Origin of the sequence: Micromonospora sp. NPDC000089 (assembly GCF_042899365.1) — a bacterium.
GTDB lineage: Bacteria > Actinomycetota > Actinomycetes > Mycobacteriales > Micromonosporaceae > Micromonospora.
On sequence record NZ_JBIAZT010000018.1, the window covers coordinates 66394 to 81856 of the forward strand.

General features: G+C 74.8%; 12 protein-coding genes. 10 read left to right on the forward strand and 2 right to left on the reverse strand.

What is annotated here, in order from left to right; all coding sequences use genetic code 11:
• Window positions 1–84 precede the first annotated feature (84 nt).
• Entirely contained in the window at window positions 85–1626 is a 1542-nt protein-coding gene (locus ACFY3U_RS24920) for a M4 family metallopeptidase (protein WP_387205909.1), read from the reverse strand.
• Window positions 1627–1931: 305 nt separating this feature from the next.
• Here ACFY3U_RS24920 and ACFY3U_RS24925 point away from each other — a divergent pair, with 305 nt between their 5' ends.
• On the forward strand, window positions 1932–2384 hold the full coding sequence (locus ACFY3U_RS24925; RefSeq protein ID WP_387205911.1) for a hypothetical protein: 453 nt from the start codon (window positions 1932–1934) through the stop codon (window positions 2382–2384).
• Here the strand turns inward: ACFY3U_RS24925 and ACFY3U_RS24930 are convergent.
• The gene (locus tag ACFY3U_RS24930; RefSeq protein ID WP_387205987.1) at window positions 2356–3921 is read right to left on the reverse strand and encodes a hypothetical protein; all 1566 of its coding nucleotides are present in this window, start codon (window positions 3919–3921) and stop codon (window positions 2356–2358) included. The two genes, ACFY3U_RS24925 and ACFY3U_RS24930, sit on opposite strands and share 29 nt — an antisense overlap.
• 396 nt (window positions 3922–4317) lie before the next feature.
• On the opposite strand from ACFY3U_RS24930, the gene ACFY3U_RS24935 reads away from it, so the two are divergent.
• The 9 genes from ACFY3U_RS24935 to ACFY3U_RS24975 all read left to right on the forward strand — a co-directional run bounded on the left by ACFY3U_RS24935 (window position 4318) and on the right by ACFY3U_RS24975 (window position 15136).
• Window positions 4318–6066, forward strand: a complete 1749-nt coding sequence (locus tag ACFY3U_RS24935; RefSeq protein ID WP_387205913.1) for an ATP-binding protein — start codon at window positions 4318–4320, stop codon at window positions 6064–6066.
• 16 nt (window positions 6067–6082) lie between these two features.
• Complete coding sequence (locus tag ACFY3U_RS24940) at window positions 6083–7240, forward strand: exonuclease SbcCD subunit D (protein WP_387205915.1); 1158 nt, start codon at window positions 6083–6085, stop codon at window positions 7238–7240.
• Complete coding sequence (locus ACFY3U_RS24945) at window positions 7240–9714, forward strand: AAA family ATPase (RefSeq protein ID WP_387205917.1); 2475 nt, start codon at window positions 7240–7242, stop codon at window positions 9712–9714. The genes ACFY3U_RS24940 and ACFY3U_RS24945 overlap by 1 nt, the downstream gene beginning before the upstream one ends.
• Window positions 9715–9796: 82 nt before the next feature.
• Window positions 9797–10765 (forward strand): hypothetical protein, encoded by a 969-nt coding sequence (locus tag ACFY3U_RS24950; protein WP_387205919.1) that lies wholly within the window; start codon window positions 9797–9799, stop codon window positions 10763–10765.
• Entirely contained in the window at window positions 10765–11622 is an 858-nt protein-coding gene (locus tag ACFY3U_RS24955) for a spermidine synthase (RefSeq protein ID WP_387205921.1), read from the forward strand. Before ACFY3U_RS24950 ends, ACFY3U_RS24955 begins: the two co-directional genes overlap by 1 nt.
• Before the next feature lie 82 nt (window positions 11623–11704).
• Complete coding sequence (locus ACFY3U_RS24960; protein WP_387205923.1) at window positions 11705–12394, forward strand: sigma-70 family RNA polymerase sigma factor; 690 nt, start codon at window positions 11705–11707, stop codon at window positions 12392–12394.
• Window positions 12391–13167, forward strand: coding sequence for an anti-sigma factor family protein (locus ACFY3U_RS24965; protein ID WP_387205925.1), 777 nt, complete (start codon window positions 12391–12393; stop codon window positions 13165–13167). Before ACFY3U_RS24960 ends, ACFY3U_RS24965 begins: the two co-directional genes overlap by 4 nt.
• 207 nt (window positions 13168–13374) lie before the next feature.
• On the forward strand, window positions 13375–14043 hold the full coding sequence (locus ACFY3U_RS24970) for a hypothetical protein (protein WP_387205927.1): 669 nt from the start codon (window positions 13375–13377) through the stop codon (window positions 14041–14043).
• A gap of 178 nt (window positions 14044–14221) precedes the next feature.
• Complete coding sequence (locus ACFY3U_RS24975; RefSeq protein WP_387205929.1) at window positions 14222–15136, forward strand: DNA-3-methyladenine glycosylase family protein; 915 nt, start codon at window positions 14222–14224, stop codon at window positions 15134–15136.
• The last annotated feature ends 327 nt before the right edge of the window (window positions 15137–15463 follow it).

A 15463-nucleotide genomic window follows, 5' to 3' on the forward strand; every position in this document is an offset into this window, starting at 1 on the left:
GGGGGGGGGCCCCCCGCCCCCGGACGCGAGCCGTGCTCCGCGCCGCCGACGGAGGAGGAGCCGCCGGCGGCGCGGATCAGTGGGTCAGTTGACGCTCACCGCCGACCAGGCGGCGGCGACCTTGTTGTACTCCACGCTGCCGGCGCCGTACAGGTCCCGGGCGGCCGACAGGGTGGCGGTGCGCGCCCCGGCGTAGTTGGTCCCCGAGGTCATGTAGGTGGTCAGCGCGCGGTACCAGATGGCGCCGGCCTTGGCGTTGCCGATGCCGGTCACCGTGCTGCCGTTGCAGGTCGGGCTGTTGCCGTAGGACGAGGAACCGCTACCCACCGCGAGCAGGTAGAAGAAGTGGTTCGCCACGCCGGAGGAGTAGTGCACGTCCAGCCGGCCCACGGAGCTGCTGTAGCAGTCCGCCGAGTTGCCGTCCTTGGACGGCTTGTCCATGTACCGCAGCGGGGTGCCGCTGGTGCGCAGCTTCTCGCCGATCAGGTAGTCGCCCGGGTCCTTGGCGTTGGCCGCGTAGAACTCCACCAGGGTGCCGAAGATGTCGCTGGTCGCCTCGTTGAGACCGCCCGACTCGCCGCTGTAGCGCAGGCCGGCGGTGTTGCTGGTGACACCGTGGCTCATCTCGTGGCCGGCCACGTCGAGTGAGGTCAGCGGGTACCAGCCGGAGCCGCCGTCACCGTAGGTCATGCAGAAGCAGGAGTCGCTCCAGAACGCGTTGGCGTAGTTGCTGCTGTAGTGCACCCGGCTGTACGCCCCGACCCCGTCGTTGCGGATGCCGCGGCGGCCGAAGGTGTTCTTGTAGTAGTCCCAGGTCTCCTGCGCGCCGAAGGCGGCGTCGGCGGCGGCGGTCTGCCGGTTGCTCAGCGTGCCGTTGCCGAAGACGTTCGTGGCGCTGGTGACCAGCGTGCCGGTGCCACTGGTGCCGCCGTTCAGGTCGTACGTCTTGTGCCCGCCCCGGGTGGCGTCGGCGAGCTGCCAGGTGCTGCCGGACTGGGTGCTGCCCACCGTCACCGTGCCCGAGTGGAAGGTGTTGCCGGTGCCGTCGCGCTGCACGCCCTCCCACGAGTCGCGCACCCGGCCGGTGCTGGCGTCCACCAGGACGTGCAGCTCGCTCGGGGTGCCGTCGGCGTAGCTGCCACCCACCACCACCTCGTACGCCAGGGTGGTGGTGGCCCGGTCGGCGTCGAAGACCAGCTGGCTGCCGGAGACCGTACGCCCGGTGGCGGTCGACGCGGCCAGCGCGACCCGCCCGGCGGCGGCCTTGCTGATCTTCGCCTTGGGGCTGCGGGCCGGGGTGGCGGCGAGGCTCTGGTCCGCGCCGCGCCAGGCGTTGCCCCGGCCGAGGTGGACCACGACGTCGCCACGGAGGACCGGCAGCCCGTCGGAGTAGCGGTTGAGCCGGACGTGCTCGGTGCCGTCGGCGTCGGTGGCGACGTTCTTGAGGGTGTAGGACTGGCTGTCGGCGGCCAGCCCGGCGCCGGAGTGCGCCTTGAGCTGGGCGACGGCGCGGGTGAACGCGTCGCCGGAGACACCGGGGGCGGCGGCGGCCGCGGTGGGCACGGTGACCGCGGCGGCGAGCAGGGCGGCTGTTGCGAGGCCGCTCAGGACAGTGGTACGACGCATCTGGTTCTGCCTCCACTCAGACGGCCGAGGGGGTCGGCCGGGGATGGCCCGGGGGGTTGCGGGCCAGTCCTGGCCGCAGGTCACAGCCAGGACGGCAGGCATCGAGAAAAAGAAGATCCTCGATCCGCTGTTGTGGCTATTCTGGACCCAGACCGCCCATCCGTGTCACGACTTGACGGCTGATTTTTTTCCAGAATTTTTCGCATGGCGTTCACCAGCGCGGACCGTCGAGCCGCCCGCAGTGACCCGGCGGGCGCTTCCGCCGACCGCCCACCGGCCGCCGATCAGGCCCTTAAGCTGGGAAAATGGGCGACGGGCCGGCGATCGGGGAGATCGCGACGCAGCCGCCGCGGCGGCCGCTGCTGGCCGGCGGCCTGCTGGCGGGCGCCGGCCTGATGGACCTCCTGTCCGCGTGGGCCAACACCCTCGGCGATCCGTACCTGGTGGAGACGGCCCGCGGCCCCACCGTGGTCGACATCACCGGCTGGGCGTGGCTGCACGCGGCGGTCGCCGCGCTGGTACTGGCGGCCAGCCTGGTGGTGGCGGCGGGTCGGCGCGGTGCGGTGCCGCTCGGGCTGGCCGCGGCCGGGCTGTCGGCCGCCATCGACCTGCTGCTGTTCCCGTTCGCCCCGATCCGGGCGGTGCTGGTGCTCGGCTTCACCGCGGCCGCCGCGAGGCTGTTGTTGCGGCACCGCCGTGCGACGGCCGCGCACGCCCGAGCGGCCGCGGTCAGCGTCCCTGGCAGATCCGACCGCTGAAGGCAGGGTCCGGCTGGCGAACGTCGCGCCACGCCGGGTTCACCGAGATGGCGAGCGGCGGGGTCTGCCAGGCCGCTCCGAGATGCTGGAGCAGTGCGTACTCCTTGCGCGGGCCCTCGGGGCTGGCCCCCTGCAACACGTCGATGATGCGCTGCTGCGTGCCCTGCCGCCCGAGCGCCCCGCCGTGCAGGGCGGGCACCTGATAGACGGGGACCGCGGTGTACTGCCCGGGAGGCGCCTCGACCGCGCTGCCGGTGGGCAGGAAGCCGACCACCCGGACGCCGCGGATCGGGCAGAGCGACAGGTTGCGGTAGAGCGGGGCGTTGTCCATGATCGATCGGAAGAGCGGCTCGTCGGGGTTCGACCGTCCTCCTCCGCCGAGGTCGGCCAGTCCGAAGATGGCCCGCAGTTCCCAACCGGCGACCAACCCCCAGCCGTCGCGCGCGTCCGGCGGCGGATAGTAGCCCCGGCCGGGGCGGATCAACGGGCTGAACTCGAGAGACACCTGCACCGGTGTGCCGGGCGTACGCTCCAGGTAGGTGCGCGCCACCAGGGCCCCCTCGCTCTGGCCGATCAGGGCCACCGGCCGGCCGGTGCGCCGGTGCACCGTGGCCACCTGCGCGGCGAGCAGGTCGGCGCTCGAGCCGAGCGCCTGGTGGGTCGCCTCCTGCGGATATGGCAGCGGCCTGCCCTGCGCATCCAGGCCCCGGTAGGAGAACCGTTGGACCATGGGGTCACCCGCCGGCCGCCCGTCATAGGTCGAGTCGTATCCGGCGAGCACGATCACCGCCTGCCGGACCTCGGACGGGAGCGGCTCGGTGACGATGGGCGGGCGCCACCGGTCGCCCTGTCCGGACGGCGCCGCGACCAGGCTCTGGGCCAGTAACGAGGTGAACAGGACGAGGCCGATCGCCAGCGGCGCGACCGGCACCCGCGGCCACCGCAGCGGTTCGGGCCGCAGGGCCTCCCGCACCGCCTGTCGGCGCAGCAGCCCGTTGACCGCCCCGGCCACCGCCACCACCGGGACCGCCCACCAGCCCGGCGTGCTCGCGGCGAGCGCCCCGAAGAGGGTGAGCAGGGCGACGCTCAACGCCGACCAACCGAGCAGTTCCAGCGAGGGCAGACCGCGCCACCAGTGTTTCACCGTCCCCGCGCGGACCAGGAACGGCGAGAGCAGGAGCATCGGCCCCAGCGAGGCGAGCAGCACCCAGTAGACTGCCACCACCGAGAACGCCACCGCCAGCGCGGCCCAGGGCGACACCACCACCGCGGCGAGCGCGGCGACGTCCAGATTGCGCCTGACCAGCCAACGGATCGGCGGTCGGGGAACGTCTCTCGGCCAGGACAGCACGACCAGCCCGGCGGAGGTCAGCCCCCGCAGCACGGTGACGGCGACGAGCAACGCCACGAAGCTGCCGAGCGAATCGTGGTAGACCAGGAGCCACCGCATGTCGTGGTAGGCGTAGTACGGCCACAGCGCGGTGGCCTGAGGCGCCAGCGCCCGGGCCGCCTGGAAGCCGATGGCGGCGACGACCATGGCCTCCAGCACCGGCGGTGCGGCGGCGAGCGCCAGCAACGCGCCGGTCCTGCGCCGCTCCGACCACACCGTCGCCCCCTCGCCGCCATCCACCCGTGCCCTAGCAGGATCTCCCCTGACGGGGGGCGGGGTGGGCGGATCGGTCGGAGCGGCCGAAAACCGGCCGGCACGGCGGCACTCCAGCCCTGCCGCCGGGCGGCACCGCGGCCCGGCCCTCCGGGCCACGCCGGCGCCACCCGACCGGGGGCACGCACGGTTCGTGCCCGGTGACCGCCAGCGAGGTGGGTGGACGGCCGGAGGTGGCGTCCGACGCGTCGCGTGGCAACCTGTCGTACTCCTCGGGCAGGATGCAGGCGTGTGCCCTGACCGAGACGACCAGCTGACCGGAGCCCGCCGATGACCGACGACCCGATCGACGGCCCCGGCGACCCGGTGGGCCGGGTGCTCGGCACGGCCGACGCCACCCCGCTGCAGTTCTGGACGGCGGTCTCGCCCGACAGCTACCTGCAGCTCGACGACGTGGTGGTCACCCGGCGCGAGCTGCCCGACCGCGAGCCGGTGACGATCGCCGGGGTGGTCACCCAGGTCCGCGCCCGGCACGAGGGCGCCCAGTTCGAGTCCGACGTGTTCGCCATCGCCGACGGCACCCTGCCGGCCCAGGTGCAGGAGGCCGCCGAGATCACCACCACCCGGGTCGACCCGGAGTTCTACGTCCCGCCCGCGCCCGGCGCCACGGTGTTCCGCGCCCAGGGCGACGCCCGGGCCCGGGCGCTGCACTTCGACCGGATGGAGCGGCGGATCCCGATGGGGATGGGCCGCGACGGCGTCCCGGTCTACCTCAACGCCGACTTCCTCGACGGCAGCCGGGGCGCGCACGTCTCCATCTCCGGGATCTCCGGGGTGGCCACCAAGACCAGCTTCGCCACCTTCCTGCTCTACTCGGTCTTCCGCTCCGGCGTGCTCGGCGGGGACGCGGTCAACGCCAAAGCGCTGATCTTCAACGTCAAGGGCGAGGACCTGCTCTTCCTCGACCACCCCAACGCCCGGCTGGACGACCCGACCCGGGCCGCGTACGCGAAGCTCGGCCTGGACGCCGGGGCCTTCCCCGACGTCCGGGTGTACGCCCCGCCCCGGGTCGGCGACTCCTCCGGCACGCCCGACGTGTCCAGCCGGCTCACCGGCGTGGACAGCTTCTACTGGACGCTGACCGAGTTCTGCGCCGACCGACTCCTGCCGTACGTGTTCGCCGACGCCGACGACGAGCGCCAGCAGTACACGATGGTGGTCCACTCGGTCGCCGCCCACCTCGCCCGGTACGCCCAGCCCGCCGACGGCGGGGTGAGCATCGACGGGGTCCGGCTGGGGTCGTACGCCGACCTGGTCGACCACGTCGTGGAGCAGCTCAACGACGACGAGACCCGGTCCGAGTGGGCCGGCAGCGCGGTCGGCCTGGGCACCGTCAACGCCTTCGCCCGTCGGCTGATCGGCAGCAAGAAGGACCTCGGCCGGCTGATCCGCGGGGATCTGGCCGAGCGCCGCCCGCACTCGATCAACACCGCGGAGAGCGCCCAGGTCACCGTGGTCGACCTGCACAACCTGCCGGACCGCGCGCAGCGGTTCGTGGTCGGCGTCACCCTCAAGAGCGAGTTCGAGCGCAAGGAGAAGGCCGGCACCGCCAAGCCGCTGCTCTTCGTCGTGCTCGACGAGCTCAACAAGTACGCCCCGCGCGAGGGCTCCTCCCCGATCAAGGAGGTGCTGCTGGACATCGCCGAGCGGGGCCGGTCGCTCGGGGTGATCCTGGTCGGCGCCCAGCAGACCGCCAGCGAGGTGGAGCGGCGGATCGTCACCAACTCGGCGATCCGGGTGGTCGGCCGGCTCGACCCGGCCGAGGCGTCCCGCCCGGAGTACGGCTTCCTCCCCCCGGCCCAGCGGCAGCGGGCGCTGCTGGCCAAGCCGGGCACCATGTTCGTCAACCAGCCGGACATCCCCGTCCCGCTCTGCCTGGAGTTCCCCTTCCCGGCCTGGGCCACCCGGGTCTCCGAGGCGGGCCGGCCGCCGTCGGAGACGCTGCGCTCGATCACCCAGTCGGCGGACCCGTTCGCGGTGGTCGGCTCCGGCGACGGCGACGACGACATCCCGTTCTAGAGGGGCTGGCTCACCCGTGAAGATCCTGCACACCTCCGACTGGCACGTCGGCAAGGTGCTCAAGGGGCAGTCCCGCGCCGACGAGCACAAGCAGGTGCTCGCCGGGGTGATCGAGATCGCCGCCGCCGAGCGCCCCGACCTGGTGATCGTCGCCGGTGACCTCTACGACACCGCCGCGCCGACCGCCGAGGCGACCCGGCTGGTCACCCGGGCGCTGACCGCGCTGCGCCGGACCGGGGCGGACCTGGTGGCGATCGGCGGTAACCACGACAACGGGCAGGCGCTCGACGCGCTGCGCCCGTGGGCCGACGCCGCCGGGATCACCCTGCGCGGCGGCGTCCGGGAGAACCCGGCCGAGCACGTGATCGACGGGGTGACCCGCGACGGCGAGCGCTGGCAGCTCGCCGCGCTGCCCTTCCTCTCCCAGCGGTACGCCGTCCGCGCGGTGGAGATGTACGAGCTGACCGCCGCGGAGGCCACCCAGACGTACGCCGACCACCTCGGCCGGGTGCTGGCCCGGCTGACCGAGGGCTTCACCGAGCCCGACCGGGTGCACCTGGTCACCGCGCACGTCACCGTGGTCGGGGCGAGCACCGGCGGCGGCGAGCGGGACGCGCACACCGTGCTCGGCTACGCCGTACCGGCGACCGTCTTCCCGGGCACCGCGCACTACGTGGCGCTGGGCCACCTGCACCGCTCGCAGCGGGTGATCGGGCCCTGCCCGGTGCGCTACAGCGGCAGCCCGCTCGCGGTCGACTTCGGCGAGCAGGAGAACGTCCCCTCGGTGACGCTGGTCGAGGTGACCGCCACGACGGCGGCCCGGATCCGCGAGGTGCCGGTGCCGGCGGCGGTGCCGCTGCGGACCGTACGCGGCACCCTCGACCAGCTCGACCAGCTCGCTCAGGGCGGGCCGCCGGAGGGTTGGCTGCGGGTGTTCGTCCGCGAGCAGCCCCGGGCCGGCCTGCGCGAGCAGGTGCAGGAGCTGCTGCCCCGGGCGCTGGAGATCCGGATCGACCCGGAGCTGGTGCCCGTGCCGGGCAGCGGCACCGGCACCGCCCAGCGCGCCGGCCGCTCCCCCCGCGAGCTGTTCGCCGACTACCTGGACAGTCGCGGTCACGACGACGACGAGGTGCGGCAGCTCTTCGACGAGCTGTTCGAGGAGATTGATCACTGATGCGCCCGATGCGGCTGGACATGGCGGGCTTCACGGTCTTTCGCGACGAGACCACCGTCGACTTCACCGACGCGGACTTCTTCGCGCTGGTCGGCCCGACCGGCTCGGGCAAGTCCACGGTGCTGGACGCGATCTGCTTCGCCCTCTACGGCACGGTCCCCCGCTGGGGCGGTGCCCGGGGGCTGGCCAACGCCCTCGCCCCGTCCGCCACCGAGGCCCGGGTGCGGCTGGTCTTCGAGTCCGCCGGGGCCCGCTACGTGGCCACCCGGGTGGTCCGCCGCGACGGCCGGGGCACGGTCAAGACCACCAACGCCGGGCTGCAGCTGATGCCGCCCGGCTTCGACGTGACCAAACTGGACACCGGGCTGAGCCCGGACGACCTCGGTGAGGTGGTCGCCGGCACGCCGGCCGAGATGGAGGGTGCGGTGTTGGCGGCGGTCGGCCTGCCGTACGAGCAGTTCACCTCGTGCGTGGTGCTGCCGCAGGGGCAGTTCGCCGACTTCCTGCACGCCAAGCCGGCCACCCGGCAGCAGATCCTGGTCAACCTGCTCGGCCTCGGCGTCTACGAGACGGTGCAGAAGAGGGCCACCGAACGGGCCACCCAGGCGGAGGCGAAGCTCGAGGCGGTCGACCGGATGCTCGCCGGGCTGGCCGACGTCGACGACGAGACCCTGGCCGCGGCCGCCGCCCGGGTGGACCGGATGCGCGCGCTGTCCACAGCGGTGGACGCCGCCGTACCGGAGCGGGAGCGTGCCCGGGCCGCGGCCCGGGAGGCCGCCGCGGCGCTGGCCACCCTGGACGCCGACCTGGCCGGGCTGGCCGGGGTGCGGGCACCGGACGGCGTGGCCGAGGTGGCCCGCGCGGTGACCGCCGCCCGGGCGGTCGCCGACGAGGCGGCCACCGAGGTGACGCTGGCCGAGGAGCGCGAGGAGAAGCTGCGCGGCGAGCTGGCCGCCGCCGGCGACGAGAGCACCCTGCGGCTGCTGCTCACCGCGCACGCCGACCGGGAGCGGTTGACCGCCGAGACGGCGACGGTGCGCGCGGCGCTCGCCGCGGCCGAGCGGGAGCACCGGGCCGCGGTGGCGGCGCTGGACGCGGCCGGAGCGGCCGCCGCCCGGGCGGAGGCTGACCTGGAGGCGGCGTTCCGGGCGCACGAGGAGGCCAAGGCCACCGACCAGGCGGTGGCGCTGCGCGCCCACCTGACCGACGGTGGCGTGTGCCCGGTGTGCGAGCAGACCGTCGGGGCGGTGCCGCCGGTGCCGGCCGGCTCGGCGGTGGCCGCGGCGACCGCCGCCGGCAAGGCCGCCCGGGTGGCCAGCAAGGCGGCCCAGGCGGTGGTGCAGCAGCGCGACGCCGCCGCCCGCGACCTGGACCGGGTGCTGGTCCGGGCCCGGGCCCAGCACGACCAGTTGGCCGCCCGGCTGACCGAGCTGGACGACCGGCTCGCCGACGCGGCGCCGCCGGAGGCGCTGCGCGCGGCGCTGGCCGAGCACGCCCGGCTGCGCAAGGCGCTGGACGAGGCCGCCTCGACGGTGCGCGCCGGCCGGGACGCCGCCCGCCGGGCCCGGGGCGGCCTGGACACCGCCCAGGAGCGGCTGCACGCGGCGTGGCGGGGCTTCGACACCGCCCGAGACCGGTTGGCCCGGTTCGGCCCGCCGGCGGCCGACCGGGAGGACGTGGCCGCCGCCTGGGCGGTGCTGGCCGAGTGGGCGGCGGGGCAGGCCGAGCAGCGCCGCGCCGGGCGGGTCGCGCTGGCCGCGTCGGTGGTGGACGCCGAGGCGGCCGCCCGCGCGATGGAGGACCGGCTCGCCACCCTGCTCGCCGACGCCGGGCTGCCCCCGGCCGACGACCCGGTGCGCGCGGTCACCGTGGCCGCCGAGCGCGCCGAGGCCGACCGGCGGCAGCTGGCCGAGCGCCGGGAACGCGCCGGTGAGCTGCGCGGGCAGCGGGCCGAGCACGAGCGCGAGGCGCGCACGGCCCGGGCGCTCGCCGGCCACCTGCGGGCCAACAACTTCGAGCGCTGGCTGCTCGCCGAGGCGCTGGACCTGCTGGTCGACGGCGCGTCCCGGATCCTGCGTGAGCTGTCCCAGGGCCAGTACGACCTGGTCCACGACAAGGGCGAGTTCTTCGTGGTCGACCACCACGACGCGGGGCTGCGCCGGGGGGTGCGGACGCTGTCCGGCGGCGAGACGTTCCAGGCGTCGCTGGCGTTGGCGCTGGCGCTGTCCGAGCAGCTCGCCGGCATGTCCACCACCGCCGCCAGCCTGGAGTCGATCGTGCTGGACGAGGGTTTCGGCACCCTCGACGCGGCCACCCTGGACACCGTCGCCGCCACCCTGGAGGGGCTGGCCGCCCGGGGCGACCGGATGGTCGGCGTGGTCACCCACGTGCCGGCGCTCGCCGAGCGGATCCCGGTCCGCTACGAGGTCCGCAAGGACGCCCGCACGGCCCGCATCGAACGGACCGGCCTGTGACGCGCGAGGAGCGCAGCGCAGCGGAGCCCCGCAGTCGCGAACCGATCAGGCCTGTGAGGTCCGGCTTCGTGAGGTTCGGCGGGTGAGCGGGCCGCGGTTGTTCGTCGACGCCTGGGATCCGGCGTACGGCGCGTCGTTCGAGGCGTCCGTCGGTGGGCCGGCCGCGCCGAGCAGCGCCCAGGTGGAGGCCGACGTCGAGCTGCCGGCGATGGACTGGCGGGCGATCGGTCCCCGCCCGGGGGTGACGGCGCCGGACGTGGTGCTGCTGGTCGACGGGGTACGCCGGATCGACGCCAGCGTGTGGACGGCCGAGGAGGACGGGGCGTCGTACCCGGGCATCGCCGCCTCGTACGCGGCCGGGGTGGTGCGCTGCGACCTGGAGCGCGGCGCGGCGGAGCTGGCCGGCGCCCGGGTCGAGCGGGGCCTGTTCACCGCCAGCCCGTCGGCGCAGGAGGTGGTCTGCGGGCGGGTCCGCTACCCGGTGCGCCGGGTGGGCGGCACCGGTGAGCTGAGCAAGCTGCCGGCCGCCGTGCAGGGGCCGCTGACCGCGCTGGAGGTGGCCGTCTCCGACGCCGTCCGCACCGACGGCGACCTGCTGGTGGTGGACGGTCCGCTGCGGGCCCGCCGGCAGTTGCCGCGCACGCTGGGCTACATCAAGACCCAGCACAGCCAGTATCTGGACGCCCGACTGACCACCGTGGTGACCGGCCTGGCGCCGGGCGAGCGGTCCCCGGTGTTCCGGCTGGGCACCGCCTGGGGCGGGTTCTCCTGGTACGTGCGGCTGCCGGTGGCGCCGGGCGCGCCGTGGGCCGGCATCGTCCGGATCGAGTGCTCGGCGGAGCTGCCGGATCAGGAGGCGATCGGGCTGGCCGACCTGTCCCTGGTCACCCTGCCCCGGTTCGCCTCCTCGCCGTACAAGGACCCGCGGGCCCCGCAGAACCTGGTGCCGATCGCCGGCCTGGAGCGGCGGCTGCGCGGGCTGCTCGGCGACGCCCGGCTGCTGCACCGGGCCCTGGCCACGGCCACCCGGGCCGGCGGGGCGGGGCGCTGATGGGCCGCCGCCGCGGCACCGACCGGATCGTGGCGCCGGTCGACGGCGGCACGGCCGAGCTGGTGCCGGACGCCGACCGCCCGGGCGCGTGGACGCTGCTGCTCGACGGCGCCCCGCAGTCGCACGTGGACCTGACCGACCCGGGCCACCTGGAGTTCGAGTACGTCCGGCGGCTCGGCGCGGCACTGGACCTGCTCGCCCCGCCCGGCGCACCGCTGCGGGTGCTGCACCTGGGCGGCGGCGCGCTGACCCTGCCCCGGTACGTGCAGGTGACCCGGCCGGGCTCGACCCAGCGGGTGGCCGAGGTGGACGGCGCGCTGGTGGAGCTGGTCCGTCGGGAGCTGCCGTGGCCGGCCGATCCGCGGTTGAGGGTGCGGGTGGCCGAAGCCCGGGCCACGCTGGCGTCCACCCGGGACGGCGCGTACGACGTGGTGGTCGCCGACGTGTTCGCCGGCGCCCGCACCCCGGCGCACCTGACCAGCGCCGAATACGCCGCGCAGGTGGCCCGGGTGCTCGCCCCCACCGGCTGGTACCTGGCGAATCTCGCCGACGGGCCGCCGCTGCGGCACGCCCGGGCCCAGGTCGCCACCGTGCGTTCGGTGCTGCCCCGGGCCTGCCTGGTGGGTGACGCCGCCGTGCTGCGCGGCCGGCGCTACGGCAACCTGGTGCTGATCGCGGGCCGGACGGAGCCGCCGGTGCCGCAGCTGTCCCGGCGGGCGGCCGGGGACTGGTTCCCGGGTCGGGTGCTGGCCGGCGAGGAGCTGGACCGGTTCGCCGGTGGCGCCGCGGTGGTGTACGACGTGGACGCCACCGACTCCACCCCGCCACCGCCGGGAATTTTTTCGGTCCGTCGTTGATCCGCGGCGCGGAGGCGTCCGTATCACCGGGCGGCCCTCCCCGATCCGGGCCGGCTGATGTCAGTGGACAGCAGGAGGTCTCATGCACGCGGTCGCGGCCGGCTGGCAGGGCGAGATGGCCAGGCCAGGGTGGATGTTCGCCCGCGCCCAGCCCCAGTCCCGGGCGGGCCGGGGGGTCGACGCCGGACCCGTCTCTCGCCAGAATGACCCGGTGACGCCGCGACCGGCGCCCGGACGACACCAGGCGACCTCCCCGGAGGCCAACCACTCCGACCAGCTGGTCCGGATGCTCTACGCGGAGCACGCCGGCCCGTTGCTGATGTTCGTGATGCGGTTGACCGGCGGTGACCGGCAACGCGCCGAGGACATCGTGCAGGAGACCCTGCTGCGGGCCTGGCGCAACGCGCACCGGCTGGGCACCCAGGGCCAGGGCTCACTGCGCCCATGGCTGGTCACGGTGGCCCGGCGGATCGCCATCGACGAGCATCGCAGCGAGCAGGCCCGGCCGGCGGAGACGTACGACCGGGACCTGACCGCGTTCGCCGAGGCGGACAGCACCGACCGGGTGCTGCGCACGATGACCGTGGCCGACGCGCTGCGTACGCTGAGCCAGTCGCACCGGGAGATCCTGGTGGCGACGTACTTCCGGGGCCGTACGGTGCCCGAGGCGGCCGAGGAGCTCGGCCTGCCACTCGGCACCGCGAAGTCGCGGGTCTACTACGCGCTGCGCGCCCTGCGCACGGCTCTGCAGGAGAGGGGGGTGACGGAATGAGCCGGGCAGACCACATGGACGTCGCCGCGTACGCGCTCGGTGTGCTGGACGCGCAGGACGCCGAACGGTTCGAGGAGCACCTCGCCACCTGCTGGGCGTGCGCCGCGGAGTTGGAGACGATGGTCCCGGTGGTGGGGCTGCTGTCGGACATCGACGGCGAGACGATGATGGCGATGGAGCACACCGCCACCGATCCCGCCCTGCTGGACCGCACCCTCGGCGCGGTGCGCGCGCACCGGCGGCGCTCCCGGATGCGGCAGGTGCTGGCCACCGCGGCGGCGGTGGTGGCGGTCGGCGCGCTCAGCGGCGTCGGAGTGGCCACCATGGGCGGCGAGACCGACGGCTCGACGGTGGCGCTGCCCACCGCGACCGCGCCGGTGGGCCCGCCGAGCCCGCAGCCGACCCGGACCGGGCCGGGCACGGGCGGGCCGAATGAGATCGAGGGTGATCAGTTCGACGCGACCGACGGCAGCACCGGGGTGAAGGCCACCATGTGGCTGGCGGAGAAGGAGTTCGGCACCTGGGTCGGGTTCAACCTGACCCGGCTGCCCGGCCCGCGCACCTGCCGGCTGGTGGTGGTGCGCAAGAACGCCACCACCGAGGTGATCTCGAGCTGGTCGGTGCCGGGCACCGGTTACGGCACCAACACCAACCCGCAGGACCTGCAGCTGGAGGCGGCCACCGCTGCCCGCCGCGACGACATCGCCAAGCTGCAGGTGCAGTCGGTCGACGCGGCCGGCATCGCCAGCCCGCTGGTCACCGTCACGCCCTGAGGCACCCCGCACGGATCGGCGCCGGCCCATGGTGGGGGCGGCGCCGTTTCGGCGTGCCCGGGCGGCGGCGCCCGTCGAACCCTGCCCACGTACGGCCGCCCGCAACGGTTCAACCGAGCCGTAGTGAAATGGCCCACTGTCGATCGTTCAACCTTGACAGCGGGCCCTCCGTACTACCCCGTGAACTGCCAAGAATGAGGAGGGCACGTGGCACAGATCAAGCGGACGACCATCATCGTCGCGAGCGCGATGGTCGCACTTACGGCCTGCGCTCCCGCGGGCTACGACGGGGCGAACTCCAGCGCAGCCGAGCCGGTCGCCGTCGCCGCGGCCGAGCCCACCGCGGCGGTCGAGCAGCCGGAGGCCTCCGCCTCCGCCGAGGCGCCTGCCGCCCCGCAGGCGCCCCCGCCCGCCAACGTCCGGCTCACCGACCAGCTGATCGGCAAGAAGGTGGCCCGGATGGGCAACGTCGTGATGGACCAGGACGGCTGGATCCTGTACCGCTTCGACAAGGACTCCGCCGATCCGCCGTCGTCCAACTGCGTCGACAAGTGCGCCCAGGTCTGGCCGCCGGCGATGACCGACGGCAACCCGCAGCTGCAGGGCGTCGCCGACGACAAGGTCGGCACCGTCACCCGCCAGGACGGCACCCGGCAGATCACCATCGGCGGCTGGCCGGTCTACCGCTACATCGGCGACAAGAAGCCCGGCCAGTGGAAGGGCCAGGCCGTCGGCGGCACCTGGTTCGTGGTCGACAACAACGGCAAGAAGAACCTGACCTGCCTGCCCAAGAGCACGCCGAAGGCGGTCGCCCCGCCGGCGTCGGGGAGCGACTCCGGCAGCTCGGACAGCGGCGGCTCGGGCTACTCGTACTGACCCGCCCACCGGACCCGGTGGCCGGCCGCAGCCGGGGAGGGCGCGGCCGGCCACCGTCTCGGAACCGGAGCCCTGGCGCACCGGCAGCGCCGGGCGTCCCGGTGGCGGCGCCGATCCCGTCCCGGGGTCGGCGCCGCGCCGTCGCGCCGCCGGGGCCGGACGTGGCAGAGTGTCTCCGGTGACCCTTCCCGCCGCCAGCCGGGTGCTGCGACCACCGGCCGACCACCGGCTGGTGCCGACCGTCCGGGCGCTCACCTTCAGCCCGTACGACCCCTGCGCCCGGATCGCCGCCGGCACCTTCTGGTGGGCCACCCGCACCCCGGACGGCCCGGCCACGCTGGCGCTGCGCCCCGGCGCCGGGGAGATCACCGCCGAGGGCTGGGGCCCGGGCGCCGACTGGGTGGTGCGGCAGGCCGACGCGGTCGCCGGGCTGCGCGACGACCTGACCGGGTTCGCCGAGTTGGCCCGGGCGCACCCGTTGGTGGCCCGGCTGGCCGCCGCGCACCGCGGGCTGCGGATGCCCCGCACCGGCCAGGTCTTTCCCCGCCTGCTGCGCGCGGTCTTCGAGCAGAAGGTGACCGGCAAGGAGGCGTACCGGGCGTACGCGTCGACGGTGCGGCACTTCGCCGAGCCGGCGCCGGGGCCGTTGCAGCCGCTGCTGCTGCCGCCCGAGCCGGCCGCGGTCGCGGCCGCGCCGTACTGGGTCTTCCACCCGTTCGGGGTGGAGCAGCGGCGGGCCGACACGCTGCGTCGGGCGGCCGCCGTCGCAGACCGGCTGGAACGCTGCGCGGACAGCGCCGAGGCCACCCGCCGGCTGACCGCGATCGCCGGCATCGGCCCGTGGACCGCCGCCGAGGTGGTGCGGATCGCGTACGGCGACCCGGACGCGGTCAGCGTCGGCGACTTCCACATCCCGAACACCGTGGCCTGGGCACTGGCCGGCGAGGCGCGCGGCGACGACGCCCGGATGCTGGCCCTGCTGGAGCCGTTCCGGGGTCACCGCGGCCGGGTCTGCCTGCTGTTGGCGGCGGCCGGGATCTCGGCGCCGAAGTTCGGGCCACGGATGCCGATCCGCTCGTTCGCCCGCTTCTGAGCCCCCCGGATCGCGCCAGGCGGTGGCGCCGGATCGCGACCGAGTCCCACCCCCGCGCCCGTGCCGTCGCCGAAGCGCACCGCCGTCACCAGGGCCGCTGTCCCGTCCCCTGAAGTGGCAGTGTCCGCGGCGAGGTGGCACCGAGCTGGCATCGTCTGGGCAAAGTGGCACCTCCCGTACGGTGCCGTGGTGCTCAGTGCGGGTGTGTTGAGCGACAGGTTTCTCACTGGTCGAAGACACGCTCATCACCGGATCGGCGCGTTGATGCCGATCAGTGCCGGACGCCTTCACCCTGTGACCTTGACCTTGACCTCGGAGCGAGCATCA